Source organism: Williamsia sp. 1135, assembly GCF_002095395.1.
Taxonomy (GTDB): domain Bacteria; phylum Actinomycetota; class Actinomycetes; order Mycobacteriales; family Mycobacteriaceae; genus Williamsia.
Genome location: NZ_MJEI01000089.1, coordinates 38425 through 64496, shown reverse-complemented (window position 1 = coordinate 64496; position 26072 = coordinate 38425). Strand labels below are relative to the sequence as shown.

The window sequence follows — 26072 nt, the reverse complement described above, 5'->3', positions numbered from 1 at the left end:
CCCCAGCTGAATGAGGAGCGCCGAAGTGGCTCGAGTGGTAGTGGACGTCATGCCCAAAGCAGAGATCCTGGATCCGCAGGGGCAGGCCATCAGTGGTGCGCTGGGCCGGCTGGGATTCGGAGGCATCGCCGACGTACGTCAGGGCAAGCGCTTCGAACTCGAAGTCGATGACTCGGTGAGCGATGAGGCCCTCGACCGCATCGCGGCCGAGCTTCTCGCGAACACCGTCATCGAGGAGTACTCGGTCACCCGCGTCGAGAGCCCCGCATCGTGAGCAAGGCCCGTATCGGTGTCATCACCTTTCCCGGCACGCTCGACGATGTCGATGCCTCGCGGGCCGTCCGGCTCGCCGGGGCCCAGGCGGTAGAACTCTGGCACGGCGATGGCGACCTCCAAGGGGTCGACGCCGTGGTGGTGCCCGGTGGGTTCTCTTATGGTGATTACCTCAGGGCCGGCGCCATCGCCCGTTTTGCGCCCGTGATGGGTGCCCTCGTCGAAGCCGCGGGGAAGGGGATGCCGATCCTCGGTATCTGCAACGGCTTTCAGGTGCTCTGCGAGGCAGGTTTGCTCCCCGGTGCGCTCACCCGGAACGAGGGTCTGCACTTCCTGTGCCGTGATCAGTGGCTGCGGGTCGACTCGACCACCTCGGCGTGGAGCAGTCGCTTCGAGCCCGGTGCCGAGATTCTCATCCCCCTGAAGTCAGGCGAAGGTCGGTTCGTCGCCTCTGAAGACGTTCTCGACGAGCTCGAGGGTGAAGGTCGGGTGGTGTTCCGCTACGCGGGCGACAACCCGAACGGATCGATGCGTTCGATCGCCGGAATCTCCAGCGCCAACGGCAAAGTCGTCGGCCTGATGCCGCATCCCGAACACGCGACCGAAGCATTGACCGGCCCGAGCGACGACGGACTCGGCCTGTTCTACTCGGCGCTCGACGCGGTACTGGCCTCGGCCTGAGTACTTCATGTTGACCACCACGGCCACCGCAGCCGGGCTCTGCTCCTTCGTCGACGCGTCGCCGTCGCCTTTCCATGTGTGCGAGAGCGTCGCGAAGCTTTTGGAGGCGGCGGGTTTTCGTGAGCTGAGTGAAGGCCACCAGTGGCCGTCGACCCCGGGCCGGCACTATGTGATCCGCGGCGGGTCCATCGTCGCCTGGGACAGCAGCGGGCACGGCCGGAGTTTCCGCATCATCGGCGGTCACACCGACAGCCCCAATCTGCGGGTCAAGCAGCATCCTGAACTGCGCTCGGCGGGACTGTCGATGGTCGGGCTCGAGAAGTACGGCGGCGCGTGGCTCAATTCATGGCTCGACCGCGACCTGGGCATCTCCGGACGGATCGCCATCCGCGAGCCGGATGGACTGCGTCAGGAGCTGATTCGCATCGACGAGCCGGTTCTGCGGGTGCCCCAGCTCGCGATCCATCTGTCCGAAGATCGCGGTGGGGTCTCACTCGATCCGCAGCGGCATGTCAACGCCATCTGGGGTGTCGGTGACAAGGGCCCGAAGTTCCTGGAATGGATTGCTGCGCAGGCAGATGTCTCGGTGGACCAGGTGCTCGGCTGGGAACTGATGACCCACGACCTGGCGCCGAGTCGCGTCGTCGGAGTCGAAGGTGACCTGATCAGCGCGCCACGACTCGACAACCAGGGTACGTGCTACGCGGGCACCCGGGCGCTCCTCGACGCGGTCGAGGCAGGACTCGGACCGGCGATCCCCGTACTGGCGCTGTTCGACCACGAAGAGGTGGGCAGCGGTTCGGATCGCGGCGCCGCCTCAGATCTACTCGCTACGGTGCTCGAACGAATCGTGTTGGCAGCGGGTGGAAGTCGCGAAGACTACTTCCGGTCGATGTCCATGAGTGCGTGTGCGTCGGGAGACATGGCCCACGCGACGCATCCGAACTACCCAGAGCGGCACGAACCCGCGCACCAGATCGCGATCAACGGTGGCCCGGTGCTCAAGGTGAACCAGAATCTGCGTTACGCCAGTGACGCCGTGGGGGAGGCGTTGTTCGCGGACGCCGCTGACAAAGCCGGAGTTCCGTTGCAGCGCTACGTCCATCGGGCGGATCTGCCGTGTGGTTCCACCATCGGACCCATCACCGCGACCCGCACCGGACTGAGCACGGTCGATGTCGGGGCCCCACAACTCGCGATGCACAGTGCTCGCGAGCTTATGGGAAGCCATGACGTCGGCATGTACGCAGCAGCCCTCGCCGCATTCCTCACCCCGTAACCGCCGATGATGGGGCCTTTTGGCGGTCCCCACCTGGGGAAATGCTCGCCAAAAGGCCCCATCATCGGGGTTGCTAATACTGGCCGAGGTAGAAGTGGGCACCTTGGTCGTCGAGGCATTCGGCGGAGATGGCGTAGGACTGCTGTTCGGGTCCGTTGATCACCGTGCCACCGCCGTCCCGGACCCGCTGCACCGCTACCTCGATGTCGTCGACGACCCACATCGGTACCGCGGCAGAGCTTTCCTGGCCACCGGCTATACCGGTCATCGGATGGTTGTTCTCGACCTCCCAGCCGTCGTCCATCCTCCCACCGCTGAAGGTCCATCCCAGAACGCTGCCGTAGAACTCCCGCAGCAGTCCGCTGTCAGGGGTGTAGTGCGTCATGTAGGTGAGCTCGCCGTGGCCCGTGGCATTGAGAGAGGGACGAGGATCGTCACCTGTGGGCCGGTACACCGCGAAGGAGACTCCCTGATTGTCGACGGCGTCCAATAGATCCCCGAAAGGGAACTGCTGCAGCTCATTCGGTGCTCCGCCGGCCGCAATGATGTCGGCACGAGCCTGGTCGATGTCGTCGACGGCGTAGGCGCACAGCATTCCCTGGTCGCTCTGGACCCCGTAGATCCCGAGCCGTTGGGAGAGGTTGGTGACCTGCCCGGTGGCAGCGTCGAACTGCCAACCGAGCACCGACCCGTAGAAGGCCGCGGCCCGATCCACGTCTGCGGTCCACAGCGAGCAGTATCCGAGGTCGCCGCGGCGGATCTGTTCGGGCGAACCCGTCGACGCAGCGACCGGTCCGGTCAGCATCCACCGGTGACCGAAGGGGTCGATTATGACGCCGGTGCGGGTGTCGTGGGCGTCGTACGGTTCGCGCTGGACCTCGGCACCGCCGTCGCGAGCGGCGCGCAGTGCGGAGTCGGTATCGGGAACGGGGAGCATCAGCGATACCGAGACAGACTGTGGTGCTGGTCCTTTGAGTCCCAATTCGGCGAACTCGCCCGCCAGGTAGATCACGCCGCCGCCGATGAGCAGCTCGGCGTGCCCAATGCTGCCGTCGTCCATGAGAATGGGTTCGCCGCGCAGGTCGGCTCCGAGGTTGGCCACGTACCAGTCGATCGCGGCGGCTGGATCCGCGACGGTGAGGTATGGCAGAGCGCCGGGGCGCTCGACCACCACCGAGGTTGCAGCAGCGGAGGTTTCGGGTAGTGCATCGGTGGTCATGGTGACTCCTTCGGGTAGGTCGAGGCCGCGTTCGAGGCGGGTGCGCAGTCGGCGCGCGAAGTCGGCGTCGGGGGCCACCGGGACGTCCCCGATGGTCAGCGCCGTGAACGGATCGAAGTCGTTGTGCGCGTTCATCGCCGGCCTCCCTTCGCTGCGGACGTGGCTGGATCGGAGGGATAGGACGCACGGAAGGCCCGCTTTGCCCTCGTGAGCAGTGCCTCGGTCGCGGTGACGGTGCGGTCGAGCAGTTCGGCGCACTGGGCGACGGTGCAATCATCGACGTAGCGCAGGGTCAGGACTGCCCGGTGGGTGTCGGACAACCGAAGTAGCGTGTACTCGGCGAGCATGCGATTGAGATGTACGTCCCACTGATCGTCGGCTGGGCCGTCCGGTACCTCTTCGACCGGTATCGGGGTGCGCTGCATGCGCCGCCAGTGGTCGGCCAGTTTGTGCCGCGCGATTCCGATGAGCCAGGGGATCGACGGATCGTGCGGGTCATCGCCCCGGGCGTGGTCCATCGCGGCCAGGAACGTCTCCGATGTGAGGTCTTCGGCGACGCCCTTGTCCCTGGTCCGGCGGATCAGGTAGCCGTACACCGCAGGCAGCGCATCGTCGTAGATCGCCAACAACGCCCGGCCACCAGGCGGCGACGTGCCTCCTGAGAAGTTTCCTGCTGTGCCGCTCACATACCTATCGTCGTCGGAGCCGGGCATTTTCCGACGCCCAATTCGGAAATGGTTTTACGACGGGGCCAGCATAGTGAGCGTGCTGCCCTCTTCGAGCACCAGATATCCGTCCACGACCTCGGCCTGACCACCGACGATCGACCGCTGCCAGGCAATGGAGCCGTCGCGAACATCGAACGCGGTGAGTTCGCCGCCGTTGCCGAAAACGGCGATGTCGCCGCCCTGCCCGACGCACGACAGGTAGTCGACGTTGGCCGCCGGATTCATCAGATTGGGGCGGGCGAACTTGCCGAGCTGTTCACCGGAACGCAGGTCGAAGGCCGTCCGGGTGGCGTCCTTGAGGGCGAAGATCACCACCGACCCGCACGGGCGGGTGTTGACCTTTGACAGTTCGGGATCGGTGATCTGCCAGAGCCGCTGCGCGTCGGAGGGATCGAAGACCGCGTAGGTGCCCTGCGTCTGCATGACCTGAGCAGGCCCGGTTCCGGTGGTCACCGGGAGCACCGAGGTGCCTGAGACCAGCTGCTGTTTGTCGTTGACCGAGGTGCGGGTGCCGTCGGTGCGGTAGAACTCGACGCGCTGTTCGTCGGTGCCCGTGAACTGCAGCGCGACGCCAGAGGGGTAGATCTCCATGTCGCACGAGTCGCACCCGATCCGGTCGACACCTGTCGCGGGGTCGACGATGTGCTTGGAACCGTCGGAGGCGCTGATGGCGACGACATCGTCCCGGACCTCGACCTTCGCCGCGGCGGCGAACGTCCGAGCCCAGATCTGGCGTCCGTCCGGGGCGTTGCGGCTGACCTGGTAGCCCGAATCGTTCACCCGCAAGAAGTCCGGACCGAATCCCGTGACCGCCCTGGTGTTCTTGATGTCGGATCGCTCGCGGAGTTCACCGGAGGTGAGATCGGCGAGATAGAAACCATCGGGCTGATCGGTGAGGCTCAGCGCGCACCCCAGCTCGCCCTGCCCGTTGATCGAGCACGAGCCCAGCCCGGCGTCGATGGGCACATCCCATAGGCGTTCGCCGTTGCGGCGATCGATCGCGAGATACGTCGTACCGAGACCGGATGGATACGCGATCAACCAGATGTCGCCGAGGGTTCCGGCGACGACGGGAGTCGCGCCTTCGCCGTACGTGCGCATGTCGGTGAGGTCCAGACTCCACTGTTCGGTGGGCTCGCCCTGATAGGAGCGGAGTTGGCCGTTCGCGAAGTCGCCGGATGTCGTCGCGGAGGTTCCCATCGAGAGAATGAGTCCGACACTGATCACCATCGCGATCGAGAGGGTCAGTACAACGATCCCTATCCCGGGTGCGGACCGGCCTTTGAGCATGTCGTCCATCCAACCACGGGGGACACGCCCCGAACTCGGCCGCCATGGTCGGTCAGATCGGACGTTCGAGGCGAACTGGACGACCGTTTAGTCTGACCATGTGTCAAACAATGTTGTGGGGCGTCTGCTCGGAGACGCCATGACTGTCCCGCTTCGGGTGGGAGGCATGCTGGGCGCGCGTGCCAAGCTGGGCCCGCGTGCCCTTCGGGTCGATCCCGGCGTCGCGAACCCCGCTCCCGCGCTCACCGAGCACGACCGGCGCAAGGTGGCGTACAACTTTTTCTCCGGCATACCGTTCGAACTCCGCAACCCCGGCGGAGACCTCCCCGGTGCGAATGAGTGGCATCGTGCGCCGTCGGCCGACCATCCACATCCTGTGGTCCTGGTACACGGCACCGGTGGTGGCGCCCAGACCAATTGGGGCACCTATGTGCCGCTGCTCAGCAACGAGGGCTTCTCGGTGTTCTCATTGACCTACGGTGCGATCGCCGGGGTGCCGTGGCCGTTGTCGGCCATCGGTGGGATGGCCAAGATCGAGGACAGTGCCAAAGAGTTCGGCGTGTTCGTGGAGCGGGTGCTCGAGGCGACCGGCGCCGCCCAGGTCGATGTGGTGGGGCACTCGCAGGGGACCTTGATGCCGAACTACTGGGCGAAGTATCTCGGTGGCGCGGACCTGATCCGCAAGTATGTCTCGTTGGCGCCGATGTGGCAGGGCACCTCGGCGTTTGCCGGGGTGATGCACCGCATCAATCTGCCGCTCGGCCTCGACCCCACCCGCATCCTGCCGTGCTACTCGGCCGCCCAGATGATGTCGGGATCGGAGTTCATCGCCGAGATGCATGCCGACGGGGGTCCGTATGTTCCCGGCATCGAGTACATCAACATCTCCACCCGGTACGACGAGTTCGTGGTGCCGTACACCAGCGGGCAACTGCCCGGCGGCCCCGACGTCACCGTTACCAACATTGTTGTGCAGGAGAATTGTTCACATGATTACAGTGATCACCTGGCCATCTGCGGATCGCAGCGGGCCGCGCTGTACGTGCTGAACGCGCTCGATGACCGAACAGATCCGAGGGATGTCCCATGTATGTTCGTTCCGCCGTTCTTCGGCTCCTGACCTGGTCGGCGCTCGCGCTGCTGACGCTGACCGCGCTGCCGGCCGTCGCAGGTGCGCAACCGGTGAGCCATGACTTCTTCGACGGTGCCCGAGCTGAGGTGGCGAACCCCGGTGGTTCGTATCCGGGGTCCAACGACTTCTCGTGCCGTCCTTCCGCGGAACACCCGAATCCTGTTGTGCTGGTGCACGGCACCGGCGGAAATCGCCAGACCAACTGGGCGACGATGATTCCGGCGTTGCGAAACGAGGGGTACTGCGTGTTCGCGCTGACCTATGGCACGCTGCCCGGAACCAATTGGCCGGTCAGCGGTTTCGGCGGCTTGACCCGGATGGAGGACAGCGCGGACCAGCTCGGCTCGCTCATCGCGCGGGTGCGCCGGCAGACAGGAGCCGCGCAGGTCGACCTGATCGGCCATTCGGAGGGCACCCTGATGCCGACCTACTACCTCAAATACCTCGGCGGAGCGCAGTACGTCGATCGCTACATCTCCCTGGCCCCCTATTGGAAGGGCCAGGACCAGGCCGCGTACCTGCAGCTGGAGGCGATGGCCAAGGCCGTCGGATTCGACCCGGATCAGGTGTTGCCGTGTCCGGAATGCGGGCAGGAGAACTACGGCAGTCCGTTCATGCAGAAGATCAATTCCGGTGGTTCGCCGTATGTTCCGGGCATTGCCTACACCAACGTGATGACGAGGTACGACGGCATCGTGGAGCCGTGGACCGACGGTTTCGTGCCCGGCCCGGGCACGACCAACATCGTGCTGCAGGACACCTGCGCGGCAGACCGGTCCGATCATCTGTCGATCGTGTCCTCGCCGCGAACGGTGGCCGTCGTGCTGGGCGCGCTCGATCCGGCATCCGCGCCGCCGGTGCCGTGCGTACCGGTGGCTCCTGGGCTCGGGCTGTAGCGGCTACCCGGCCAGCGAGCCTCGGTAGTCGCGGGGGCTGACCCCGCGGACGCGTTTGAAGGCGGCGCTCAATGCGAATGCGCTGCTGTATCCCACCTGCCGTGCAACGGTTTCCAGCGTGACATTGCCGGCCGCGAGAAGATCCGCCGCCATCGACAGCCGCCAGTTGGTGAGGTAGGCCATCGGGGGTTCACCGACCAGGTCGGTGAACCGGCGGGCCAGTGCGGCGCGCGACACCGCGCACTTCTCCGCCAGGCCGGCGACCGTCCACGGTTGCCCGGGGTTGTGATGGATCAGCGACAACGCGTGACCGACAACCGGATCAGATTCGGCAGCAATCCATTTCGGTCCGTCGGAGTCAGGTCGGGAGAACCAGCTGCGGAGTGTGTCGATCAGGACGAGATCAAGGAGTCGGTCGAGCATCACCTCCTGTCCGGGGGCGTCACGGTCGATCTCGGCCGACAGCAGGGATACCAGGGGATTGTTGTTGTTCGGCAACGTGATCAGCCGAGGAAGGGCTGCGAGCAGGCGTGCAGACACTTCGCCCGCCGCGCCGTACGTTCCCACGAGCGACACGGACTCTCCGTCTTTGCTGTTGCCCCAACTGCGCACACCGAGGCTCAGCTCCTCGACGAGGTCCACACCGTCGAGACTTGTGCAGTTCTGGTCGCGATCGATGATCGCCGTCGGCGCGCACTCGTCTCCGACCGCGTACGGCTCAGGCCCGCGAACGACGGCGACATCGCCGGGCCGCACGGTCACCTGCTCACCGTCGTCGAAACGAATGGTGTTCGTCCCGTTGACCGTGACCACGACCGTCAACGGCGCCTCGTCCTCGATACGCAGCGACCAGGGCGAAGCCATCACCAAGCGCAGGAGGAACGCATCCTTCGCACGAGGGCCGTTCAGCACGCTTCCCAGGACATCCATGTAGACGATTGAACATGAAAGTGAGCGGAGAAGCTATGGATAAGCTCAAAGCGGGCCGCTGTACTGGGAACCATGACAAACACAGCAACTCGCCGGCAACGTCCCATCACCGTCATCGGCGCGACCGGCAAGACCGGTCGACGCGTAGTCGATCGTCTGCGGCAACTCGATCTGCCGGTCCGATCGGCGAGCCGGTCGTCCGACGTCGTCTTCGATTGGAACGACCCCGCGACCTGGTCTCCCGCCCTGCACAATTCCGGCGCGGTCTACGTGACCTACCAGCCTGATCTGATCGTGCCTCGGTCCGCCGCCGACATGACCGCCTTCGTCGCGGCGGCCCGCGACGCCGGTGTCGACCGGCTGGTGCTGCTGTCCGGACGGGGCGAGCCGGAGGCGAAGACCTGCGAGGACATTGTCCTGACGTCTGGCGTCACGGCAACCGTGCTGCGCTGCAGTTGGTTCGCGCAGAACTTCAGCGAAGCCTTCCTCGCCGACGGTGTGAACGAAGGCGCCGTGGTGCTCCCGGTCGGGGCAGTGGGGGAGCCGTTCCTCGATGCCGACGACATCGCGGACGCCGCGGTGGAGGCGTTGACCGGTGACGGGCACGATGGCCGTGTCTATGAGCTGACCGGACCGCGACTTCTGACGTTCGCCGAGGCCACCGCAGAGATCGGGCGCGAACTCGGGCGCGACATCGCCTTCATCCAGGTGGGCCTCGATGAGTACCGGGCCGGCATGGCCGAGGCCGGTGTACCCGATGAGTACGCCGAGATGGTGATCGCCCTGTTCGGCACCCTGTTCGACGGTCGGAACTCCCGGACGGCGAGCGGAGTCCGTGAGCTCCTGGGGCGCGACGCAGTTGACTTCGGTGATGTCGTCAAGAAGGCCGTGGCGCAGGGGGTTTGGTCATGACCGGGCTGCGAGAATCCGCCCTGATCCTCGGCGTCGTCTCGGTCGGCCTGATCGCCGGACTGTTCGCCTCATTCGCATATGCCGTCATGCCCGGGCTCGGCCAGACCGATGACAAGAGCTTCGTCTCCTCGATGCAACGCATCAACGTTGTCATCGTGAACCCGCTGTTCCTGCTGTTGTTCTTCGGCGGACTCGGCTTCACAGTCATCGCCGCGGCGACCTATCGCGACCACCGGATGTTCTGGTGGATCGTGGCGGGTGCTGTTCTGTACGGGCTGGGTCTGGTGATCACGATGGCGTTCAACATCCCGTTGAACAACAAGCTCGAGGCGGCGGGGGATCCCGATCGGATCGGCGACCTCCGCGCTGTACGTGACGTTTTCGAGGCCTCATGGGTTCGATGGAACATCGCGCGAGCGGCGGTCCACACCGCGGCGTTCGCCGTCCTCGTCATCGGCGCCGTCACCCGGTAGCGCTGACGCCCGTCTACCGTCGCCACGCCCGTGTTCGAACACGGGCGTGGCGCCTTGCCGTGGGCGTCGGGATTCCTATGGGGCGGACGAGGTCTGCGTCGAGATCTGGACCACCGCGTCCGCCACCGGGGCCGGGTTGTCCAGGGACACAAACGTCCTGGCACCCGGGACCTCGGTGAACGTCGCGTTCGGGAACTGCGCCGCCAGCCGCCGGCCGAGCTCGGGCTTGAAGCTCTTGTCCGCCATGCCCCAGACCAGTTTCACCGGCTTGTCGAACGACCCCAGCCGGCGGGTGACTGCGTCGAGCTCTGCAGGCCGGATGTTCGCGAAGAGCCGGATGATGTCGCGTCGGATCTCGGCCGACTCCTGGGCGGGGGCGACCCACGACGCGGTGGGATCGGGGTCGGGATCGTTCGCCAGGAGCCCGAACCCCAGCGGCGAGTGACGCAGGGCCTGGAACTTCATGAGCTTCATCGACGGCTTCAGGACTCCGGGCACCTTGAGGAGCTTGAAGATGACGTCGAAGGGGAACGGCGGGAAGGTGTCGAAGGCGTCGCAATTCGTGAGAACCAGCCGGCCTACGTGCTCGGGGTGGGCGTCGATCGTGAACTGACACAGCGCACCGCCCGTGTCGTTGCCGACCAACGTCGCATCATGCAGATCGAGGCCGACGATGAGCTCGCGGATCAGTCCGGCGATCGTGGTCGGACTGAGTTCCGCGTCCGGCTTCATCGGGATGCGATGGGAGCCGAGCGGCAAGGTCGGCAAGTAGCACCGGTAGCCCTGCGCCGCGAGCAGCTCGGCGGGTTTTCGCCACAGCTCGGCGTCGACGAGGGCGCCGTGGATGAACAGGACGGGCGGTTTCTCGGAATGGTCGGGTCCGACTGTGCGGTACTCGATTGTCCCCAGCGTTGTCTCGATCGTGGCCATGACGGGTAACCTCCATTAGTCACTTACGTACACCTAGCATGGAAGTTACATACAGACTGCATGGAAGTCAATCGTCGCACGCAAGCCGATCGCACCGCCGTCACCAGGGCTGCGCTGGTCAGGGCTGCCCGCACCCTGTTCGCCGACCAGGGTTTCAGCGCCGTCGGAACCCAGGCGATCGCGGCCGCTGCCGGGGTGACCAGGGGAGCGCTGTACCACCAGTTCGCCGACAAGGCCGAACTCTTCCTGGCGGTCTTCGAAAAGATCGAGGAGGAGTTGCTGGAGCAGATCGGGTCGGCCATGACCGAGGCGGCGATCGCCGACCCGATCGCCGCACTCGAGGTGGGCGCGCAGAGGTGGCTCGAGCTGTGCGCGGATCCGCAGGTCCACCGGATCGTCCTGATCGAAGCGCCGGCCGTGCTCGGTTGGGATCAGTGGCGCGAGATCGGGCAGCGGTACGCCCTCGGAATGGTCGAGGCGCTGATCGCGCAGGGCGTCGCCACCGGTGCCGTGCCCGACCAGCCGGTCCGGCCTCTCGCCCACGTCATGATCGGTGCCATCGACGAGGCTGCGCTGTATGTTTCACGGTCCGATGAACCGGAGAAGGCGCGTGCGGAGATGCTCGATGTCATCCGGCGGCTGATTCGCGCCATCACGATCGAATTGTGAGCACGCGTTCGCTGACGGCGTATCCGGAGGTGAAACACCCTTTCGAGCTGCGGCGTTGACGGTTTGTGACCCAGTGACCGGAGTGCTCTCGCGCATGCTCGGTGACACATCTGAGGTGCCGGTGACCTGGGCGCATTACAGTGGGAGCCAAGGCTGTCGCGGTGGCGCATCGGTTCATCGTCGACAAAGGCCAACCCTGGGAAAGATCGCAGCCCGTCGACCAGTCAGACTGGTGGACGAAGCCGAAGGCGAAGATCGACCCTAGAAACGTAAGGGAGAACAATGTTCGAACGGTTCACCGACCGCGCTCGTCGGGTTGTCGTCCTGGCCCAAGAAGAAGCGCGGATGCTCAATCACAACTACATCGGCACCGAGCACATCCTGCTCGGGCTGATCCACGAGGGTGAAGGCGTCGCCGCCAAGTCCCTCGAGTCGTTGGGAATCTCCCTCGAAGGTGTGCGCAGCCAGGTCGAAGAAATCATCGGCCAGGGCCAGCAGGCACCCTCGGGACACATCCCCTTCACCCCCCGGGCCAAGAAGGTACTCGAGCTCTCACTGCGCGAGGCCCTCCAGCTCGGCCACAACTACATCGGTACGGAGCACATCCTGCTCGGCCTCATCCGTGAGGGCGAGGGTGTCGCAGCGCAGGTGCTGGTCAAGCTCGGCGCCGACCTCAACCGGGTGCGCCAGCAGGTCATCCAGCTGCTGTCGGGCTACCAGGGCAAGGAGCCCCAGGAAGCCGGCACCGGCGGACGCAGCACGGAGGCGGGCACCCCGTCGACGTCGCTCGTGCTCGACCAGTTCGGTCGCAACCTCACCGCTGCGGCCGCCGACGGCAAGCTCGATCCGGTCATCGGCCGTGAGAAGGAAATCGAGCGCGTGATGCAGGTGCTCAGCCGCCGCACCAAGAACAACCCGGTGCTGATCGGTGAGCCCGGCGTCGGTAAGACCGCCGTCGTGGAGGGCCTGGCCCAGGCGATCGTGAACGGCAACGTTCCCGAGACCCTCAAGGACAAGCAGCTCTACACCCTCGACCTCGGTTCGCTGGTTGCCGGCAGCCGGTACCGCGGTGACTTCGAAGAGCGCCTGAAGAAGGTCCTCAAGGAGATCAACACCCGCGGCGACATCATCCTGTTCATCGACGAGCTGCACACGCTCGTCGGCGCAGGTGCCGCCGAAGGTGCCATCGACGCCGCCAGCATCCTCAAGCCGAAGCTGGCCCGTGGCGAGCTCCAGACCATCGGTGCCACCACCCTCGACGAGTACCGCAAGTACATCGAGAAGGACGCCGCACTCGAGCGCCGCTTCCAGCCGGTCCAGGTCGGCGAGCCCAGCGTCGAGCACACGATCCAGATCCTCAAGGGCTTGCGCGATCGCTACGAGTCGCATCACCGCGTCTCGATCACCGACGGCGCACTGACCGCGGCCGCCACCCTGGCCGACCGCTACATCAACGACCGGTTCCTGCCGGACAAGGCGATCGACCTGATCGACGAGGCCGGCGCCCGGATGCGTATCCGCCGGATGACCGCACCACCAGATCTGCGCGAGTTCGACGACAAGATCGCCGACGCCCGTAAAGAGAAGGAATCGGCGATCGACGCCCAGGACTTCGAGAAGGCCGCGAACCTGCGCGACAAGGAGAAGCAGCTCGTCACCGAGCGCGCCGAGCGTGAAAAGCAGTGGCGCAGTGGCGACATGGACATCGTCGCCGAGGTCGATGACAACGAGATCGCCGAGGTTCTGGGTAACTGGACCGGCATCCCCGTCTTCAAGCTCACCGAAGAGGAGACCACGCGTCTGCTCCGTATGGAGGAGGAGCTGCACAAGCGGATCATCGGGCAGACCGAGGCCGTCAAGGCAGTGTCGAAGGCGATCCGCCGTACCCGCGCCGGTCTGAAGGACCCCAAGCGCCCGTCCGGTTCGTTCATCTTCGCCGGCCCGTCCGGTGTCGGTAAGACCGAGCTCTCCAAGGCGCTGGCCAACTTCCTCTTCGGCGAGGACGACGCGCTCATCCAGATCGACATGGGCGAGTTCCACGACCGGTTCACCGCGTCGCGGCTCTTCGGTGCCCCTCCCGGCTACGTCGGCTACGAAGAGGGCGGCCAGCTCACCGAGAAGGTGCGCCGCAAGCCGTTCTCCGTCGTCCTGTTCGACGAGATCGAGAAGGCCCACCAGGAGATCTACAACACGCTCCTGCAGGTCCTCGAGGACGGCCGTCTCACCGACGGTCAGGGTCGTACGGTCGACTTCAAGAACACCGTGCTGATCTTCACCTCGAACCTCGGTACCGGCGACATCTCCAAGGCCGTGGGGCTGGGCTTCTCGCAGTCCAATGCGGAGGGCTCGAACTACGAGCGGATGAAGCAGAAGGTCAACGACGAGCTCAAGAAGCACTTCCGGCCCGAGTTCCTCAACCGTATCGACGACGTCATCGTGTTCCACCAGCTCACGAAGGACGAGATCATCAAGATGGTCGATCTCATGATCGCCCGCGTCGAGACGCAGCTGCGGAACAAGGACATGGCTCTCGAGCTGACCGACAAGGCCAAGAGCCTGCTCGCGAAGCGCGGATTCGATCCGGTCCTGGGTGCGCGGCCACTGCGTCGCACCATCCAGCGCGAGATCGAGGATCAGCTGTCCGAGAAGATCCTGTTCAACGAGATCGGTGCCGGCGAGATCATCCTCGTCGACGTCGAGAACTGGGACGGCGAAGGCGAGGGCGAAGACGCCAAGTTCACCTTCACGGGTTCGAAGAAGCCGATCGCGCTTCCCGACACCCCGGTGGAACTCGCCAAGACCGGTGATTCAGAGAAGTAAGCACTGACCAGACGGGGCGCAACCACGACAGTGGTTGCGCCCTTTTGGTTGAGCGAGAACAAAAACACCCCGTTCAGTCATATGCACACGTTGCAACGTGTGCATATGACTGAACGGGGTGTTTTTGCGAAGTGGGTCAGTCCTTGACGTCAGGATCCTGATCGCGGCCGGCGAGCAGGAGGGTGATCGTCAGCTCGAGCCGGTTGGTGACGTCGGTCGCGGACGCCCGGCGGGTCAGCCACTGCACGAGGTTCGACATCCAGACATCCGACACCACGCGTGCGATCTTCAAGTCGAGCTCGGTGGGTTCGCCCTCGACCATCGCGTTGGCGAGGAGCCGGTCGATGATCAGCGCGACCTTGTCGACCTCGGCCGACGCGGAGGCGTCGGCGAACATGAAGGCTCGCGTCATCGCCTCGGTCAGCAGCGGATCGCGTTGCATCGCAAGGGTGATCATGTCCAGCACGTGGCGCAGCCGCTCGAGGGCAGTGTTTCCGCGGAGCCTGGTCTTGTCCGCCCGGCTCTCGACCGCCTCGAATTCTCGGGCGAGCGCGGTGACGAGGAGATGGACTTTGGACGGGAAGTACCGGTACAGGGTTCCCACTGCGACGTCGGCCCGTTCGGCGACGGCGCGCATCTGCACCGCGTCGTAGCCGCCCTTCGAGGCGAGCTGCAAGGTGGCGTCGAGGATACGGCGCCGGCGTTCACGCTGGGCGCTGGACCCGAGGTCCACGTCGGAACCGACGGCCACGTCGCTGGCCGAGTTGCCGGCCGGAATCGGGCTAGCCATCGGGGCGTCCCCACTTTCTCATCTGTCGGTTTATCGATCTCTCGTCGAGAAGGTCGCTTGTCCACACCACGTTAATCGCTGACAGCGAAAACGTGACTTTCTGGACTTGCGACACGGTCCCCTTCATTCTGCCCCGGCAGACGTGCAATATTAGAACAGGTTCTACCACGCACCGACAACCCCGAGCAGGCAAGGAAAGACTTCCGTGACTCTTGCTACCACCCCAGAACATACCGCCGTCGCCGACGCAATTGGTCAATGGTCCAAAAAGGTGTCGGTCATCACGACGGTGCGGGCCGGTGAGCCGGGATCCGACGTGACCGCCGAACCCTGGCCTGCGCTGTTCCGGGAATTGGCCGAGCTCGGCGTGTTCGCGGCCGCAGTACCCGAACAGAAGGGCGGGATGGACGCGCTGTTCGTCGATCTCGCGGTGATGCTCGAGCAGACCGGCCACGACCTGGTTCCGGGGCCGGTGGCCGGCACCGCTTTGAGTGCCCTGCTCACGTCTGTCTCGGGCGCACCGAACGAGAACGCGTTACTCGCACAACTGATCGCGGGCGAGGTCGGTGCCGCGGTGGCGACGTCTGTCCTGGCCGGGGCCGCGGCACCGGGCGCGGTGGAGGCCGAGCGCGGGGTGTTGTCGGCATCCGGTGAGCTCGGTCTGGTGGCCGGATACTCACCCGACGTCGCGCTGCTGGCGCCGATCGACATCGCCGGTGGTCATCGCTGGGTTCTGCTCGAGCCGGGAACCGCCGGGATCGAGTCCGAGCCGGTCGAAGCGCTTGATTTCTCGATGGAGCTGTCCCGGGTCCGGCTGGACAACGTGGTGATCCCGGCGCACGACGTATTGCACGTCTCCGACGCGTTCGTCCGCGCCGCGATCATTGCGGTCATCGCCGCCCAGGCGGCGGGTGTCGCACGCTGGACTTTGGACACCGCTGTGGAGTACGCGAAGGTGCGCGAGCAGTTCGGTGCGCCGATCGGCAGCTTCCAGGCGGTCAAGCACATCTGCGCAGAGATGCTGTGCCGCAGCGAGCAGGTCGGTGCCGCGGCCTGGGACCTCGCGTCCGCAGTCGACGAACTCACCGAGGCCGACGGGCCCGCCCGCACCGGCGCCGCCGACCAGGTCGAGATCAGCGCCGCAGTCGCGGCAGCGGCCGTCTCGGACATGGTGGTCGCGAACGCCAAGGACTGCATCCAGATCCTCGGCGGCATCGGGTTCACCTTCGAGCACGATGCCCACCTGTATCTACGCCGTGCGCTCGCCTGGCAGGCCCAACTTGGCTCCTCGGAGCGATGGCACGCGGCGGTCGCGGAGCTCAACAGGCGAGGTGTACGCAGGTCGCTGCGAATCGATCTCTCGGGGGTCGAGAGTCGACGCCTGCAGGTCCGCGCACAGGTGGAGGCCATCGCTGCGGCCGACGATCAGCGCCGCGCACTCGCCGACGCGTTGTACCTCACCCCGCACTGGCCGGCCCCCTTCGGCCTCGGTGCGGACACTACCGAGCAGGTGCTGATCGACGAGGAACTCGACCGGGCGGGGGTGCGCAGGCCCGATCTGGTGATCGCGGGCTGGGCGATCCCGACGATCATCGAACACGGCACCGAGGCTCAGCGCGAACGGTTCGTACGGCAGACGCTGCACGGCGAGATCATGTGGTGCCAGCTGTTCTCGGAGCCCGGGGCGGGTTCGGACCTCGCGGCGTTGCGAACTAAGGCAACCAAGGTCGACGGCGGCTGGACCCTCCAGGGCCAGAAGGTGTGGACCTCCCACGCGCACGACGCCGACTGGGCGATCTGCCTGGCGCGGACCGACTCGGAAGTACCGAAACACAAGGGCATCACCTACTTCCTCGTCGACATGACCTCGTCGGGGATCGAGACCCGACCACTGCGGGAGATCACCGGCCGGGCCATGTTCAACGAGGTCTTCCTCGACGACGTGTTCGTCCCGGACGACTGCGTGGTCGGCGAGATCAACAACGGCTGGCGCCTGGCCCGGACCACCCTGGCCAACGAGCGGGTCGCGATGGGCGGCTCGGCGCTGGGTAAGGAGATGGAGGCGCTGCTCGCGCAGATCGACGGCGGTGAGAAGGGGACGCAGCGCGAGGAGCTCACCGGAACGCAGCGAGAAAAGCTCGGTGAACTGATCGCGCAGGCGCAATTGGGGCAGGTGCTCGATCTGCGGTCGGTACTCGGTTCGATCAACGGGACCGACCCGGGGGCGGCCTCGAGTGTGCGGAAGCTGATCGGCGTCCGGCACCGCCAGGCGGTGCCAGAGTTCGCGCAGCAACTCCACGGTGTCGACGGGTTGGCGCAGTCGACGGCCTCTCAGGATTTCCTCCTGAACCGGTGCCTGTCGATCGCCGGTGGCACCACTCAGATCCTCGCCACGGCTGCCGCCGAACGGCTCCTGGGATTGCCTCGCTGAGTCCTCCCGATTTCTGATACAACTAGAACAGGTTCTAATTCGCTGAAGAGGTGTAAATAGTGGACTTCACGCGCGACTCCACAGCTGAAACTGTGAGTGATGTCATCGACTCCGTCCTGCAACGCCACGAGTCGATCTGGGATGCGGCGCTTGCCGACGTCGGTGGCTTCGAGACCCCGCTGTGGGCATCGCTGGCCGAGTCGGGGCTGTTGGCACTGCCTCTGCCCGAGGCGTCCGGGGGCGACGACGTCGCGGTGGGCGGGCTGATCCCGATCCCCACGGCCCTGGGTCATGCCGCCGCCGTGACGCCTGCGATCGGAACGTTGATCGCGGGTCTGGCGCCGTTGGCGCAGCGTGCGCCCGAGCTGGCGGCGGAACTGGGAGCGAAGGTCCAGGCGGGTGGCTGGCTGGCGACGGCGATCAGCGAACCGGGGGCGGCCCTGACCGATACTCCGCACACCTCGGTCTCGGGCGGCACACTCTCCGGCATCAAGACCGGCGTCCTACACGCCGAGGGCGCATCCGCGATTCTCGTCTCCGCTGATGTCGGAGTCGTGGTGGTTCCCGCCGACGCCCCCGGCGTCCGGATCACCCGCACCACGTCGTCATCGGGCTGGGGGGAGTACGCCGTCGCGTTCACCGACGTTGCTGCGGACACCATCATCGACGGCGACCCGACCTGGCTCCACCAGCATCACAGTCTGGGGTTGGCAGCCTACGCCGACGGACTGATCGCGGGCGCCATGAAGCTCACGGCCACTCATGTCTCCGAACGCATCCAGTTCGACAAGCCGATCGGCACCTTCCAAGCCGTACAGCAGCAACTCGCCGACATCTACGTCGTCGCCCGGTCGATGACGTTGGCGACCACCTCCGCAGGCTGGCGGCTCACAGAGGGACTCGACGCCGGAACAGATCTGGCGCTCTCCGGCTATTGGCTGGCGCAGGAGATCCCGGCGACCATGCGGACGATGATCCACCTGCATGGGGGCGTCGGAGTCGACCTCACGTACCCACTGCACCGCTACTTTTCCATCGCCAAGGACCTGGCCCGGCTCGTCGGTGGACCCACCGGCCGGCTCGACGCCCTGGCGCAACAGGTTGAGGCAGGAGCGTAGAAGATGTTCATCGATCTGACCCCCGAACAGCGGGCCCTGAAAATGGAGCTGCGCGAGTATTTTTCGAACCTGGTGTCGCCGGAAGACGCGGTCACGATGCTCACGGAGCGGCATGGCCCGACCTATCGCAAGGTCATCCGGCAGATGGGCAGCGACGGCTGGCTCGGAGTCGGCTGGCCAAAAGAATACGGCGGCAGAGGGTTCGGCCAGATAGAGCAGCAGATCTTCGTCAACGAGGCAGCGCGCGCCGACATCCCGCTGCCTGCGGTGACTCTGCAAACGGTCGGGCCGACGTTGCAGGCCTACGGCACCGACGAACAGAAGCAGCGCTTCCTTCCAGACATCCTCGCCGGCGAGGTCCACTTCGCCATCGGCTACACCGAACCCGACGCAGGCACCGACCTCGCCTCGCTCAAGACCAGTGCGGTGCGCCACGGTGACGAATACATCGTCAACGGCCAGAAGATCTTCACCACCGGCGGTCACGACGCGGACTATGTCTGGCTGGCGGTCCGCACCGACAAGGATGTCCCGAAGCACAAGGGCATCTCGATGCTCATCGTCGACACCAAGGATCCCGGCTACAGCTGGACCCCGATCATCACCGCCGACCGAGCACACCACGTGAACGCCACGTATTACTCGGACGTCCGCGTCCCGGCGGGCATGGTCGTCGGCGAGGTGAACGGCGGATGGCGCCTGATCACCACACAGCTCAACCACGAACGCGTGATGCTCGGGCCCGCCGGACGGCTCGACGGCCTGCTGGCCCGCATCACCGACTGGGCGAATAAGCCGGGGCCTGACGGCACGGTGCCTGGCAAACACACGGACGTACGCCGGGCGTTGGCCGAGTTACATGCCTACTACCGGATCAACGAATTGCTGAACTGGCAGGTCGCCTCCGGTGGCGACTCCATCTCGATGGCCGACGCGGCGGCGACGAAAGTCTTTGCCACCGAACGTCTGCAGCACGTACACCGGTTGATCGACGAGATCCTCGGCCGCCACGGCGACTTTTCGGACCCGGCGACGGCGGAGCTCGCCGACTGGTTCGACGTCCAGGCCAAGCGCAACGTCGTCATCACCTTCGGCGGCGGCGTGAACGAGGTCATGCGAGAGATGATCGCGACCGCGGGCCTCGGTCTGCCGAGGGGTAAACGATGAGCGACAGCCGGGCCGCGATCCTTGCGGCCACCGACGAGGTGCGCGCGGCGGGCACGAGTGCTCCGCAGGCCGGGCGCGACCCGATCAACACCCCGATGATCAACAACTGGGTCGAGGCGATCGGCGACACCAACCCCATCTACGTCGACCCCGACGCCGCCCGCGCCGCCGGATACGACGACGTGGTCGCACCGCCGGCGATGGCACAGGTCTGGACCATGCGCGGCCTGAACGGCGTTCGCGCCGCGGATGATCCCCTGGGTCAGGTGACAGAGATCCTCGACGCGGCAGGTTACTCGTCGGTGGTCGCGACCAACTGCGACTCCACCTATCACCGGTACACCGCGCCCGGCGAGGAGGTGACCATCGAGGCCGCGCTCACCGATGTCGTCGGGCCCAAACAGACCGCGCTGGGCGAGGGGTGGTTCTTCACCACCAAGAACATCTGGAAGGTCGGCGACGAAGTCGTCGCCGAGATGGATTTTCGCATCCTCAAGTTCCGGCCGGCGGAGAAGACTGCGGCCGCCGAAGCCTCCGGCGGCGAGGTCATCTCGTCGCTCGGTGCCACGACCGCTGATGTCGACCCGGCGAAGATGATGCGTCCGACGCCGTCGCTGGACACCCTGTTTTTCTGGGATGGGGTCCGCGATCACGAGCTCCGGATCCAGCAGGTCGAGGACGGGACCCTGCGGCACCCCCCGATCCCGGCGCTGTGGAAACCGAAGGGGGAGAGCACCGATTATGTGGTGTCCTCGGGCCGGGGCACCGTCTACAGCTATGTGGTGCACCATGCTCCGCAGGTACCGGGCCGCAAGCTCCCGTTCGTCATCGCCCTGGTGGAACTCGACGAAGGCGTGCGGCTGCTCGGTGAACTCCGCGGGATCGACCCGGCGCAGGTCGCCGTCGGCCTGCCCGTCCAGGTCGAGTTCCTCGATTTTCCGGCCGACAGTTCCGCACACACCGAGGCGTGGACGTTGTATGCATGGCAACCGGCAGGAGAGCTTTCATGACCGTCCCCGCGACACCACCGGACGCCGTGGTCGGGACCGAACTCCCGCAACTCATCGTCACCGCGACACCGACGTTTGTGGTGTCGACCGCGTTGGCCACCAGGGACTTCCAGGATGTGCACCACGATCGCGACCTTGCGCACAGCAAGGGGTCCAAGGACATCTTCGTCAACATCCTGACCGACACCGGCCTGGTCCAGCGGTACATCACCGACTGGGCGGGTCAGCGGGCCCAGATCCGTTCGATCAAACTCCGGCTCGGAGTCCCCTGGTACGCCTACGACACGTTGACCCTCTCGGGCACGGTGTCGGCGGTGGACGGTGATCTCGTGACCGTCGAGGTGATCGGTAAGGACAGTCTCGGAAACCACGTCACGTCGGTGGTGACGTTGGTGATGGATCACACCGTCGCCGGGGTATCGGGGTTAAGAAGCGAAGCGGGAGTGGCGCAGTGAGCGGATTGTCCGGCAAGGCGGCCATCGCCGGGATCGGCGCCACCGACTTCTCGAAGAACTCCGGGCGCAGCGAGCTCCGGCTCGCCGCCGAGGCGGTCACGGCGGCCATCGCCGATGCCGGCCTGACACCTGCCGACGTCGACGGGCTGGTGTCGTTCACCATGGACACCAACACCGAGATCGCAGTCGCCAGGGCCTCTGGTATCGGTGAATTGACGTACTTCTCCCGCATCCACTACGGCGGCGGTGCAGCATGTTCCACTGTGCAACAGGCTGCCATGGCAGTGGCCACGGGTGTGGCCGACGTCGTGGTCGCCTATCGCGCGTTCAATGAGCGATCCGGGATGCGGTTCGGTCAGGTCAACACCTCTCTGGTGGCACAGGACAACTCGTCGGGAACCGACAACGCCTTCAGCTATCCGCACGGGCTGAGTACCCCCGCCGCCTTCGTGGCCATGGTGGCCCAGCGTTATATGCACGAATATGGCGCCACCAGCGAAGATTTCGGGCGCATCTCGGTCGTCGACCGCAAGCATGCGGCCGTGAACCCGGAGGCCTTCTTCTACGGCAAACCGATCACGCTCGAAGATCATCAGAATTCCCGGTACATCGCCGAGCCGCTCCATCTCCTCGATTGCTGCCAGGAGTCCGACGGTGGCGTCGCATTCGTGATCGTGTCGGCAGAACGGGCCAAAGATCTTCCGCACACCCCAGCGATCATCGCCGGGGCCGCGTCTGGCAGCGGTGAAGATCAATACATCATGACCAGCTATTACCGCGACGATCTGGCCGGCTTGCCCGAGATGGGACTCGTCGGCCGGCAGCTGTGGGAGCAGTCGGGTCTCGGTCCCGATGACGTCGACCTCGCGATCCTGTACGACCACTTCACGCCGTACACACTGATGCAACTCGAGGAACTCGGATTCTGCGGACGCGGTGAAGCGAAAGACTTCGTCCACGAACCCGGAGCTCTCGAGGTGGGCGGTCGACTTCCGCTCAACACCCACGGTGGTCAACTCGGTGAGGCGTACATCCACGGCATGAACGGCATCGCCGAAGCCGTCCGGCAACTTCGCGGAAAATCGGTCAACCAGGTCCCGGGGGCACGTAAGGTCGTGGTCACCGCCGGAACCGGTGTCCCCACAAGCGGTTTGGTTCTCACGGCTTAGGAGCTCATGCAATGGCGTTCAATCTTGCCGACGTATTCGAAACTGTCGCGGATGCGGTCCCCGACACCATCGCGCTGACCTATGAGGGCGTCGATCACAGCTACCGTCAGCTCGAGGTCGAGTCGAATCAGGTCGCCCACATGTTGACCGCCGCCGAGGTGGCTGCGGGTGAACACGTGGCCTTGTTCCTCAAGAATTCCGTCGAGCACGTGACCACCATTCTGGGCGTCATCAAGATCCGGGCCGTGCCGATCAACATCAACTACCGGTACACCCCGGCAGAGCTGTTGTACATCTTCGAGAACTCGGACTCGGTCGCCATCGTCGTCGAGGAGGCCGAGCACCAGGACAATCTCGCGCAGATCGTCGCCTCGATCCCCACCTTGCGAACCATTTTCGTCATCGGGGACGTCACCGAAGGCCTGTCTCTGGCCGCGGCGGACGCGGGTGTGCGAGTACTGCCCTTCGATCCGTCCGGGCAGTCGACGGCGCGCGAGTTCGAGCCGCGGACCGGAGACGAACTCTGGGTGCTCTACACCGGCGGCACCACCGGTTATCCCAAGGGTGTGATGTGGCGGCACGACGACTTCTTCCACAAGCCGCTCTCCGGTGGAAATCCGTACGATGAGAACCCGCGTAAAGATCTCGCCGAAGTCGGGGCCGCAGCAAAGGAATTCCCGGGCCTGTCGTTCCTCATCGCCGCGCCGCTGATGCACGGGGCGGCCCTCTACTCGCTGTTCACCTTTCTCACCCTCGGCGCCCGTCTCGTGCTGATGCGCGCGTTCGATCCGGAGAAGGTGGTGCGCTCCATCGAATCCGACAAGGTCAACGTCGTGCTCATCGTGGGTGACGGCATGGGGTCGCCGCTCGCCGACGCGATGGAGAAGTTGAAGGACGACGTCGATCTCTCCACCCTGTTCTCGATCACCTCGGGCGGTGCGATCTGGTCGGTGGGCGTACGCGAGCGGATGTTGTCGGTCAAGCCGGATCTGGTCTTGCGCGACAACTTCGGGGCGTCCGAGACCGGCAACGACGGTGCTTTCGAGGTGCGCGAAGACGGCACTCTGGCGATGCCGCCCTCGTCGAAGATGACGGTGCTCGACGAGAAACTCAATGTCATCCCGGCGGGATCCGAGGACGTGGGGATGATCGCGCGGATCGGCCGGGTGCCGTTGGGCTACTACCGCGACGAGGAGAAGTCTGCGCGCACCTTCCCGCAGCTCCCGGATGGCACCAGGGTCGCGGTGCTCGGGGACATGGGCTTGGTCGAGGCCGATGGGACGATCGTGTTCCTGGGCCGCGGCTCGCAGTGCATCAACACCGGCGGTGAGAAGGTCTACGCCGAAGAGGTCGAGGCGTGCCTGCACGCGCATCCCGCGGTGGCGGACGCGCTCGTGGTGCCTTCACCGGATGAGCGGATGGGTCAGAAGGTGTCGGCAGTCGTCGCGATTCGCGCGGACGTCGCCGAGCCCTCCCTGGACGACATTCAAGCCCACTGCCGAACGATGCTGGCCGGGTACAAGATTCCTCGACTGCTGGTGATCGTCGACGAGATCAAGCGGACACCTGCCGGTAAGGCCGACTACAAGTGGGCCAAGCAGGCAGCGCTCGACCTCACGGCGACCACGGTCTAGGCCTTCAGTCCCGGGCGGGGGCTTCCTCGGCGGCCTCGACTTTTGCCGCCTCGGCGTCGATTCCGTCCTGGACTGTGCCCCCGATCTGTGTGGGGGTGAGGATGGCCAACACGATCCCGCTTACCACACAGACGACCCCGAGTGTGATGCACGCGAGGTTCATGGGCTCGATGAAGGCGTCTTTGGCGCCGTCGGCGATCTGGGCCGCCAATTCCGGCTGCGTGGGTGCGAGTCGTTCGGCGACCTGCAGCGCCTCGGCCAACGTGTTGGTGATGTGCTGGCCGATCGAGCTCGCCGCGGCAGCGGTCTCCTGGGCCTGTTGCGTCTGTCCGGACGCCTCGAGAGCCGAGGCGGTCTGCTGCAGTTGCGATTCCGCGGTCGTTGCGGTCGATTGGATGTTTCGCGTGTAGCCGGCCGCGAGCAAGCTGCCGCCGATCGCGATGCCGATTGCGGAACCGAGTTCGCGGGCTGTGTCGTTCACCGCTGAGCCGACGCCCTGGTTGTCCGCTGGGGTGTTGACCATGATTGCAGTGGTCGAGGGTGCGGTGCCGACGCCGAGACCCACCGCCAGCACCATCATGGCGACAACAAGGGTCCAGTATTCCTTGTGCTCGAGGAAGCCGAGGAGGAAAGACCCCGCGGCCATCCCGACCATTCCGAACACCAGGATCACCCGAAGGTTGATCCGCACGGCGAGCCAGTTCCCGATGAGGGAAAAGACCATCACGACGAAGACCATGGGCATCAAGGCCAGGGCGGCCTTCAGCGCGGAGAAGCCGAAGACCAACTGCAGACGTTGCAGCAACACGAGAAATACACCGAAGATCACGAGGAATTGAATTGTGATGCTGAACGACCCGGCGGAAAAGGCTCGATTGCGGAAGAGATTCACATCGAGCAGAGGGTCTTTCAATTTGGTCTGTGAATACCAGAAGACGGCGATCAGCACGCCGCCGCCGAACATGGCCGACAGTGCCAACGGGTCGGTCCAGCCGCGATGCGGTGCCTCGATGAGGCCGAAGACGATCAGCCCGATGCCGGACGCAGAGGTGATCGAACCCAGCACATCGAACCGGGGTCGGGTCGAGTCCCGCGACGTCGGGATGGTGCAGGCGAGCACCGCCGTGACTGCCGCCGAGATCGCGAACGTGAGAAAGATCGAGTGCCAGCTGAAGAATTCGAGGAGCACTCCGGTGACGAAGAACCCGGCGATGCCACCCGAGCCACCGACCCCCGCCCAGATGCTCACAGCCAGCGGACGTTTGGAATCGGGAACGCCGGATGTGATGAGCGACAGCGTCGCAGGCATCACAAATGCCGCACCGACGCCGGTCAGGGCGCGGGCGGCGATGAACTGATTCGGATCCGAGATCCAGATCGGCAGAAGCGAACCGATGGCGAACACGACGAGGCCGCCGATCAGTACCTCCCGGCGTCCGTACCTGTCGCCTATTGCACCGGCCGGTAGCAGAAGTGCGGCGACCACTAGGGTGTAGCCGTCGATCAGCCAGGTCACCTGATTGGAGTTTGCGCCGACGGCAGGGGCGATATCGGCAACCGCAGTGTTGAGAGACGCCATCGCCGCAATGACCATGCTCAGTCCGGCGCAGGCCACGATGATCAGCCAGATACCTTTGAGACCGATCTTTTCAGTCGGCGATGCCCCCACCGTTGTTTCCATTGATCCAACCTAGCCAGAACACCCGGCTGACATCGGGACTTCGCGTTGTGTAATCGTTATCACTACGTACGGTGTGGCTTCCACATTACTTCTGTCTCATGTGTCACATTGATCACACTGGTAACTGAAATCACCGCGTTGCTGGTATGGCCGAGCCATCCGGATCGGCCGCACTCGGACGAGAGGGAATCCGATGGCCGCATCTCAGGTCAACGATGTCTCCGCAGTCAAACTCCGCCTGTGGCGGGTACTTACGATGCTGGCTTCGCTCGTGGCCGTCATCGTCGGGCTCGTCGCCATATTCATGAGCGCCGCCTGAGGTCTCGCTCGCAGAACTGCGCCCCGCTCGCGAAAGTTCACGAGCAAGGGGCAGATTCCTGAGCGA

The 26072-nt window shown here is 65.2% G+C and carries 24 protein-coding genes; 17 read left to right on the top strand and 7 right to left on the bottom strand.

Features of this window, described 5'->3' with window-relative positions; translation table 11 throughout:
* The first annotated feature begins 25 nt into the window (after positions 1 to 25).
* From purS to BFL43_RS12140, 3 genes are read left to right on the top strand one after another with little or no spacing between them, the layout of a single operon-like run.
* Positions 26 to 274, top strand: coding sequence for a phosphoribosylformylglycinamidine synthase subunit PurS (purS, locus tag BFL43_RS12150; RefSeq protein WP_084834577.1), 249 nt, complete (start codon positions 26 to 28; stop codon positions 272 to 274).
* Positions 271 to 954: a phosphoribosylformylglycinamidine synthase subunit PurQ gene (gene purQ, locus BFL43_RS12145; protein ID WP_084892803.1), complete on the top strand. Its 684-nt coding sequence runs from the start codon at positions 271 to 273 to the stop codon at positions 952 to 954. Before purS ends, purQ begins: the two co-directional genes overlap by 4 nt.
* Positions 955 to 961: 7 nt before the next feature.
* Positions 962 to 2233 carry a M18 family aminopeptidase gene (locus tag BFL43_RS12140; RefSeq protein WP_084892802.1) on the top strand — a complete coding sequence of 424 codons (1272 nt, stop codon included), beginning with the start codon at positions 962 to 964 and terminating at the stop codon, positions 2231 to 2233.
* Positions 2234 to 2306: 73 nt separating this feature from the next.
* On the opposite strand, the gene BFL43_RS12135 is transcribed toward BFL43_RS12140, so the two are convergent.
* The 3 genes from BFL43_RS12135 to BFL43_RS12125 form a co-directional block, all read right to left on the bottom strand.
* Positions 2307 to 3587 (bottom strand): VOC family protein, encoded by a 1281-nt coding sequence (locus BFL43_RS12135; RefSeq protein WP_084892801.1) that lies wholly within the window; start codon positions 3585 to 3587, stop codon positions 2307 to 2309.
* Positions 3584 to 4081, bottom strand: a complete 498-nt coding sequence (locus BFL43_RS12130) for a sigma-70 family RNA polymerase sigma factor (RefSeq protein WP_240498218.1) — start codon at positions 4079 to 4081, stop codon at positions 3584 to 3586. Before BFL43_RS12130 ends, BFL43_RS12135 begins: the two co-directional genes overlap by 4 nt.
* Before the next feature lie 111 nt (positions 4082 to 4192).
* Complete coding sequence (locus BFL43_RS12125) at positions 4193 to 5479, bottom strand: PQQ-binding-like beta-propeller repeat protein (protein ID WP_084892799.1); 1287 nt, start codon at positions 5477 to 5479, stop codon at positions 4193 to 4195.
* Between the two features lie 91 nt (positions 5480 to 5570).
* Between BFL43_RS12125 and BFL43_RS12120 the strand changes: the two genes are divergently transcribed.
* A complete protein-coding gene (locus BFL43_RS12120) occupies positions 5571 to 6590 on the top strand; it encodes a lipase family protein (protein WP_240498216.1) in 1020 nt (339 codons plus the stop codon).
* Positions 6557 to 7498, top strand: a complete 942-nt coding sequence (locus BFL43_RS12115; protein ID WP_084892797.1) for an alpha/beta fold hydrolase — start codon at positions 6557 to 6559, stop codon at positions 7496 to 7498. Before BFL43_RS12120 ends, BFL43_RS12115 begins: the two co-directional genes overlap by 34 nt.
* A 3-nt stretch (positions 7499 to 7501) precedes the next feature.
* On the opposite strand, the gene BFL43_RS12110 is transcribed toward BFL43_RS12115, so the two are convergent.
* Positions 7502 to 8428, bottom strand: coding sequence for an AraC family transcriptional regulator (locus BFL43_RS12110; RefSeq protein WP_084892796.1), 927 nt, complete (start codon positions 8426 to 8428; stop codon positions 7502 to 7504).
* A 72-nt stretch (positions 8429 to 8500) separates the two neighbouring features.
* Between BFL43_RS12110 and BFL43_RS12105 the strand changes: the two genes are divergently transcribed.
* Both BFL43_RS12105 and BFL43_RS12100 read left to right on the top strand, forming a co-directional pair.
* Positions 8501 to 9340 carry an NAD(P)H-binding protein gene (locus BFL43_RS12105; protein ID WP_084892795.1) on the top strand — a complete coding sequence of 280 codons (840 nt, stop codon included), beginning with the start codon at positions 8501 to 8503 and terminating at the stop codon, positions 9338 to 9340.
* Positions 9337 to 9813, top strand: a complete 477-nt coding sequence (locus BFL43_RS12100; protein ID WP_084892794.1) for an anthrone oxygenase family protein — start codon at positions 9337 to 9339, stop codon at positions 9811 to 9813. Before BFL43_RS12105 ends, BFL43_RS12100 begins: the two co-directional genes overlap by 4 nt.
* Before the next feature lie 75 nt (positions 9814 to 9888).
* Here BFL43_RS12100 and BFL43_RS12095 read toward each other — a convergent pair whose 3' ends face one another.
* Complete coding sequence (locus BFL43_RS12095; protein ID WP_084892793.1) at positions 9889 to 10743, bottom strand: alpha/beta hydrolase; 855 nt, start codon at positions 10741 to 10743, stop codon at positions 9889 to 9891.
* Between the two features lie 60 nt (positions 10744 to 10803).
* Here BFL43_RS12095 and BFL43_RS12090 point away from each other — a divergent pair, with 60 nt between their 5' ends.
* Positions 10804 to 11412, top strand: coding sequence for a TetR/AcrR family transcriptional regulator (locus BFL43_RS12090; RefSeq protein WP_084892792.1), 609 nt, complete (start codon positions 10804 to 10806; stop codon positions 11410 to 11412).
* A 282-nt stretch (positions 11413 to 11694) separates the two neighbouring features.
* Entirely contained in the window at positions 11695 to 14232 is a 2538-nt protein-coding gene (locus tag BFL43_RS12085) for an ATP-dependent Clp protease ATP-binding subunit (protein WP_084892791.1), read from the top strand.
* A gap of 136 nt (positions 14233 to 14368) precedes the next feature.
* Here BFL43_RS12085 and kstR read toward each other — a convergent pair whose 3' ends face one another.
* Complete coding sequence (gene kstR / locus BFL43_RS12080) at positions 14369 to 15022, bottom strand: cholesterol catabolism transcriptional regulator KstR (RefSeq protein WP_084834730.1); 654 nt, start codon at positions 15020 to 15022, stop codon at positions 14369 to 14371.
* Between the two features lie 205 nt (positions 15023 to 15227).
* On the opposite strand from kstR, the gene BFL43_RS12075 reads away from it, so the two are divergent.
* The 7 genes from BFL43_RS12075 to BFL43_RS12050 are packed head-to-tail and all read left to right on the top strand — an operon-like array spanning position 15228 to position 24006.
* A complete protein-coding gene (locus BFL43_RS12075) occupies positions 15228 to 17453 on the top strand; it encodes an acyl-CoA dehydrogenase (RefSeq protein WP_084892790.1) in 2226 nt (741 codons plus the stop codon).
* 59 nt (positions 17454 to 17512) lie between these two features.
* Positions 17513 to 18571, top strand: a complete 1059-nt coding sequence (locus BFL43_RS29460) for an acyl-CoA dehydrogenase family protein (protein WP_240498215.1) — start codon at positions 17513 to 17515, stop codon at positions 18569 to 18571.
* A 3-nt stretch (positions 18572 to 18574) separates the two neighbouring features.
* The gene (locus BFL43_RS29455; protein ID WP_240498214.1) at positions 18575 to 19738 is read left to right on the top strand and encodes an acyl-CoA dehydrogenase family protein; all 1164 of its coding nucleotides are present in this window, start codon (positions 18575 to 18577) and stop codon (positions 19736 to 19738) included.
* The gene (locus BFL43_RS12065) at positions 19735 to 20748 is read left to right on the top strand and encodes a bifunctional MaoC family dehydratase N-terminal/OB-fold nucleic acid binding domain-containing protein (RefSeq protein WP_084892789.1); all 1014 of its coding nucleotides are present in this window, start codon (positions 19735 to 19737) and stop codon (positions 20746 to 20748) included. Before BFL43_RS29455 ends, BFL43_RS12065 begins: the two co-directional genes overlap by 4 nt.
* The gene (locus BFL43_RS12060) at positions 20745 to 21203 is read left to right on the top strand and encodes a MaoC family dehydratase (RefSeq protein WP_084892788.1); all 459 of its coding nucleotides are present in this window, start codon (positions 20745 to 20747) and stop codon (positions 21201 to 21203) included. Before BFL43_RS12065 ends, BFL43_RS12060 begins: the two co-directional genes overlap by 4 nt.
* Positions 21200 to 22372: a lipid-transfer protein gene (locus tag BFL43_RS12055; RefSeq protein WP_084892787.1), complete on the top strand. Its 1173-nt coding sequence runs from the start codon at positions 21200 to 21202 to the stop codon at positions 22370 to 22372. Before BFL43_RS12060 ends, BFL43_RS12055 begins: the two co-directional genes overlap by 4 nt.
* An 11-nt stretch (positions 22373 to 22383) precedes the next feature.
* On the top strand, positions 22384 to 24006 hold the full coding sequence (locus tag BFL43_RS12050) for an AMP-binding protein (protein WP_084892786.1): 1623 nt from the start codon (positions 22384 to 22386) through the stop codon (positions 24004 to 24006).
* 4 nt (positions 24007 to 24010) lie between these two features.
* Here BFL43_RS12050 and BFL43_RS12045 read toward each other — a convergent pair whose 3' ends face one another.
* Positions 24011 to 25687, bottom strand: coding sequence for an MFS transporter (locus BFL43_RS12045; protein ID WP_084892785.1), 1677 nt, complete (start codon positions 25685 to 25687; stop codon positions 24011 to 24013).
* Positions 25688 to 25880: 193 nt separating this feature from the next.
* Between BFL43_RS12045 and BFL43_RS29765 the strand changes: the two genes are divergently transcribed.
* Complete coding sequence (locus BFL43_RS29765; RefSeq protein ID WP_272874219.1) at positions 25881 to 26006, top strand: hypothetical protein; 126 nt, start codon at positions 25881 to 25883, stop codon at positions 26004 to 26006.
* The last annotated feature ends 66 nt before the right edge of the window (positions 26007 to 26072 follow it).

What these genes read in the sequence shown, in the direction of transcription:
- BFL43_RS12140 (WP_084892802.1), top strand. Translation starts at nt 962, where the DNA reads ATGTTGACCACCACGGCCACCGCAGCCGGGCTCTGCTCCTTCGTCGAC.
- BFL43_RS12135 (WP_084892801.1), bottom strand. Translation starts at nt 3,587, where the DNA reads ATGAACGCGCACAACGACTTCGATCCGTTCACGGCGCTGACCATCGGG.
- BFL43_RS12125 (WP_084892799.1), bottom strand. Translation starts at nt 5,479, where the DNA reads ATGGACGACATGCTCAAAGGCCGGTCCGCACCCGGGATAGGGATCGTT.
- BFL43_RS12115 (WP_084892797.1), top strand. Translation starts at nt 6,557, where the DNA reads ATGTATGTTCGTTCCGCCGTTCTTCGGCTCCTGACCTGGTCGGCGCTC.
- BFL43_RS12110 (WP_084892796.1), bottom strand. Translation starts at nt 8,428, where the DNA reads ATGGATGTCCTGGGAAGCGTGCTGAACGGCCCTCGTGCGAAGGATGCG.
- BFL43_RS12105 (WP_084892795.1), top strand. Translation starts at nt 8,501, where the DNA reads ATGACAAACACAGCAACTCGCCGGCAACGTCCCATCACCGTCATCGGC.
- BFL43_RS12100 (WP_084892794.1), top strand. Translation starts at nt 9,337, where the DNA reads ATGACCGGGCTGCGAGAATCCGCCCTGATCCTCGGCGTCGTCTCGGTC.
- BFL43_RS12095 (WP_084892793.1), bottom strand. Translation starts at nt 10,743, where the DNA reads ATGGCCACGATCGAGACAACGCTGGGGACAATCGAGTACCGCACAGTC.
- BFL43_RS12090 (WP_084892792.1), top strand. Translation starts at nt 10,804, where the DNA reads ATGGAAGTCAATCGTCGCACGCAAGCCGATCGCACCGCCGTCACCAGG.
- BFL43_RS12085 (WP_084892791.1), top strand. Translation starts at nt 11,695, where the DNA reads ATGTTCGAACGGTTCACCGACCGCGCTCGTCGGGTTGTCGTCCTGGCC.
- kstR (WP_084834730.1), bottom strand. Translation starts at nt 15,022, where the DNA reads ATGGCTAGCCCGATTCCGGCCGGCAACTCGGCCAGCGACGTGGCCGTC.
- BFL43_RS29455 (WP_240498214.1), top strand. Translation starts at nt 18,575, where the DNA reads ATGTTCATCGATCTGACCCCCGAACAGCGGGCCCTGAAAATGGAGCTG.
- BFL43_RS12065 (WP_084892789.1), top strand. Translation starts at nt 19,735, where the DNA reads ATGAGCGACAGCCGGGCCGCGATCCTTGCGGCCACCGACGAGGTGCGC.
- BFL43_RS12060 (WP_084892788.1), top strand. Translation starts at nt 20,745, where the DNA reads ATGACCGTCCCCGCGACACCACCGGACGCCGTGGTCGGGACCGAACTC.
- BFL43_RS12050 (WP_084892786.1), top strand. Translation starts at nt 22,384, where the DNA reads ATGGCGTTCAATCTTGCCGACGTATTCGAAACTGTCGCGGATGCGGTC.
- BFL43_RS12045 (WP_084892785.1), bottom strand. Translation starts at nt 25,687, where the DNA reads ATGGAAACAACGGTGGGGGCATCGCCGACTGAAAAGATCGGTCTCAAA.
- BFL43_RS29765 (WP_272874219.1), top strand. Translation starts at nt 25,881, where the DNA reads ATGGCCGCATCTCAGGTCAACGATGTCTCCGCAGTCAAACTCCGCCTG.